Source organism: Bartonella queenslandensis AUST/NH15 (genome assembly GCF_000312585.1).
GTDB lineage: Bacteria > Pseudomonadota > Alphaproteobacteria > Rhizobiales > Rhizobiaceae > Bartonella > Bartonella queenslandensis_A.
On the sequence record NZ_HE998003.1, the window covers coordinates 197,208 to 201,008 of the forward strand.

Consider the following 3,801-nt stretch of genomic DNA (forward strand, 5'->3'; position numbering starts at 1 on the left):
AGTAAAATAATAACTGATTTCAAATTTTAAGGAGCTTTCTGATTGATATCTTCTATAAAGATTTAAAAGGTCTTATAACGAAAGACCAATAGTCTTTTCTGTAATCTAAAAAAAATAATTGGTCTTTTTCTGTATGATAGCTGTATAATATTTGTATGATAAGGATGTGTGCCTTTATATTTAGAGTGCGGGAAAGTAGACGATAGAGTGCTTGCCTAAAGTTTTATAAAAAATAGAAATATCTCTTATAACAATGTGGTCTATTGAAGACAGAATAATAAAATGTACGAATATTATTCAATTGGGGAATTGACACGTGAGTTTTCAATAACAGCTCGGACTTTGTGTTATTATGAAGAAGGGGGCTTCTTATTCCTTTCCGACGTAGGAATACACGACTTGGTACACAAACAGACCATCATAAGTTAAAACAAATACTGCGTACTAAAAGAGTTAAATTCTCATTGTCTGAAATATCTGATATGTTGGCTATGGTTGGAGAACAGCTGGATGATGAAGAAAAAGCTTAAAGAAATAATTGCAGGAATTCAATAAAAAAAACGAGCTGATTTAAAGAGGATGCAGCACGATATTGATGATCTTCTACAGGATTTAGAACGAATTGAGGAGAATTTTTTTGAGAGCTTAGCGGAGTCGGGGGTAATCGTTGATTATGAAATTTATTTCATCTACTTTTAGACAATTTTCTTGCTATTAAGAGAGATAGGTTGTGCTATCCTAATGGGTGGCGGGGCTTTAATGCTGCGTGAAATGTGTAAGAAATTTGAAGAAATAGAGCGTGTGAAAAAAGGCAGCAAAGATATTTTCGTAATATATTGTCCTTGATAAGTAAGAAATATTTTTCATAAAGAAAGTAAAGACAATGGCAGTTTCCCCTATGAGTATTTTTCAATCTATTTTGTCGCGAAAGTCAATTCGCTCTTTTACTGATCAGCCTGTTAGTCTGGAAACAATCAAAGAAATCTTAAAACTTGCAGCCCGTGCACCATCTGGAACAAATATTCAACCATGGCAAGTGATTGTGCTCACGGGAAGTATATTACAGAAAGTAGGGCAAGAGCTTTCACAACTTGTGCTTTCAGGTGTAAAAGGAGAGCGTGAATATCAGTATTATCCACGTCAATGGCGTGAGCCTTATCTTTCAAGGCGTCGCAAAGTTGGTTTGGACCTTTATCAGAGTCTTGGAATTCAAAAAGGTGATGAAGAAAAAATGCTTCATCAAAAGGCGCGAAATTTTTTATTTTTCGATGCACCTGTAGGACTCTTGTTTACAATGGATCACGACATGGAAATGGGGAGTTGGCTTGATTTAGGCATGTTCATGCAGACTATCATGTTAGCAGCACGTGGATTTGGATTAGATACTTGCCCCCAAGCCGCTTTTGCTAATTATCATAAACAGATTCGTACACTTTTATCAATTCCTTCTGATCGTCATATTATCTGTGGTATGGCACTTGGTTATCGCGATATGAATGCTCCAGAAAACAATTTTGAGACAGAACGAGAACCGTTAGAAAACTTTGTACGTTTCATTGAAACATATCCATAAAATATTTTGTATAATTAAGCATGCGTTTTGAAGAACTTGTGGCATTATGAGAAATATTTCCGGTAAGAATCTCACATTCTTATTGAATTCAGTATTGCATATTAACACTTATTTTACTACGCTTAGAAAGTTGAGAGAGTGATAACTCTAGGGGCATTGTTCATTTTGAAGGTTGACTATGGAAAGCACTATAGAAAGAAAGTGTTGGGTGGTGGCGAGACGCGCGACATTCGTGTTTATTGCTATCATTTTTTTAGTTTATCTCGCAATTTGATTTTAAACGAGACAAACGTTATAAAAAGCGTATGCTCAAATCATACCGCAGTTTTAAATCATACCGCAGTTTTGAGGTGATGTGTGTTTTTATCTGTTTTCGAACTTTTTAAAATTGGAATTGGTCCTTCTAGCTCACATACGATGGGGCCGATGACGGCTGCTAATATGTTTTTGAAAAAAATACGAGATTTTTCTCAGTCATCTGATATTCAAGTTTCTCGTATACGTGTTTATCTTTACGGTTCTTTAGCTTTCACCGGTATTGGTCATGCGACAGATAGAGCCATTATATTAGGACTTTTAGGAGAAAAAGCTTCTACTGTTGATCCTGATAATATGGAATTTCTGTTAGAAAAAGTTATCCGTGAAAAAAAAGTACAACCAGAAGACCATCCAGCTTATCAGTTTGATTTGCAACGTGATCTTATTTTTGAACGAAAGAAAATTTTACCTGGACATACGAATGGACTCGTATTTGAAGGACTTGATACGGGTGGGAATGTTCTGTTGCGGCAGATTTATTATTCTATTGGTGGTGGCTTTGTTGTGACTGAGGATGAATTAAGCCATATGAATGGTGATATAGAACCAGAAGCATTTGAGGTGCCATATCCCTTTGATTCTGCGCGTACAATGTTATCAATGGCAGAAAAATCCGGACTTTCAATTGCTGAAATGAAGCGCTTAAATGAAGAAACAAAGATAGAGCGTTCTTCTCTGGATGCAGGGCTTGATGAAATTTTTTCAGCGATGACAAATTGCATTGATAGAGGTCTTTCACAAGAAGGTGAGTTACCTGGTGGATTGCATGTTCTAAGGCGCGCTAAAAAACTGCATGAAACACTTTTGGAAAATCAAAAAAAGAATTACAATTATCCACTTTGGGCAAATGATTGGCTTTCGGTATATGCTATGGCAGTCAATGAGGAAAATGCAGCAGGTGGTCGTGTTGTTACAGCACCAACAAATGGGGCAGCTGGTGTTGTCCCCGCAGTCTTGCGTTACTATCTTCAGTTTAATGATGATTCAGATCAAAAGGGAATACATAATTTTCTATTGACGGCAGCAGCTATTGGCGGTGTTATCAAACATAATGCCTCTATTTCTGGTGCAGAAGTTGGATGTCAAGGTGAAGTTGGAACAGCATCTTCAATGGCCGCAGCGGGCTTGACTGCAGCGTTAGGTGGAACGCCGGCTCAAATTGAAAATGCAGCGGAAATAGCGCTTGAGCATCACTTGGGAATGACGTGTGATCCGGTTGCAGGTCTTGTACAAGTTCCTTGTATTGAGCGTAATGCAATGGGGGCGGTTAAGGCAGTAACGGCTTCTTCTCTTGCATTATATGGTAATGGAGAACATTTTGTTTCTCTTGATGCCTGTATAGAAACAATGCGTCAGACGGGTCATGATATGAGTGAACGTTATAAAGAAACAAGTAAAGGTGGCCTCGCAGTCAATGCAATATCTTGTTAAGAGTGTGATCTCTTGTTAGGAGCTGGAATATTTTTTCAATCCATAACTGGACTCTTTGGGAAAGGATTACATTCTTATTTTTAAGAAAGCTTATGTTTTTGTTTCTTATCAATCAAAATTCAAATTTAATTCAGCAGCATGCCTGAGATAAATTTGAGACGGGTTTGTGCTTTCTGAACGAGTAACAACTTTTGCATGCAAGACTGGAAGGAAAGGACTGCTTATATCTGTTTGATTTGTCTCTGAAAGGAAAACAGTCTTATTGGAAATAATAAAAAAACATAAAGTAAAATGAATGATTAATCTGTTATTAATTTTTAGCTGGATTTTATGGCTTTTAAAAGTTTTCGTAGCAATTCTTTTCAGAAATGAAGGATTATACCTTAGTGTCTAAGGAAAATTTGTTTTAAATTTGAATGAATGTGATGAGGTGTGAGAGAGCTTTAAAAATTAAAATAAATAAAACGTATACATTAAAA

Annotated in this window: 2 protein-coding genes and 1 pseudogene; all 3 read left to right on the forward strand. The window is 36.4% G+C overall.

Features of this window, described 5'->3' with window-relative positions; all coding sequences use genetic code 11:
• The first annotated feature begins 282 nt into the window (after window positions 1-282).
• The 3 genes and pseudogenes from BN338_RS13790 (at window position 283) to BN338_RS06020 (ending at window position 3,322) form a co-directional block, all read left to right on the forward strand.
• Window positions 283-699, forward strand: a pseudogene (locus BN338_RS13790) (MerR family transcriptional regulator).
• 184 nt (window positions 700-883) lie between these two features.
• Entirely contained in the window at window positions 884-1,573 is a 690-nt protein-coding gene (locus BN338_RS06015; RefSeq protein WP_039760016.1) for a nitroreductase, read from the forward strand.
• Between the two features lie 357 nt (window positions 1,574-1,930).
• Window positions 1,931-3,322: an L-serine ammonia-lyase gene (locus BN338_RS06020; protein WP_039760019.1), complete on the forward strand. Its 1,392-nt coding sequence runs from the start codon at window positions 1,931-1,933 to the stop codon at window positions 3,320-3,322.
• The last annotated feature ends 479 nt before the right edge of the window (window positions 3,323-3,801 follow it).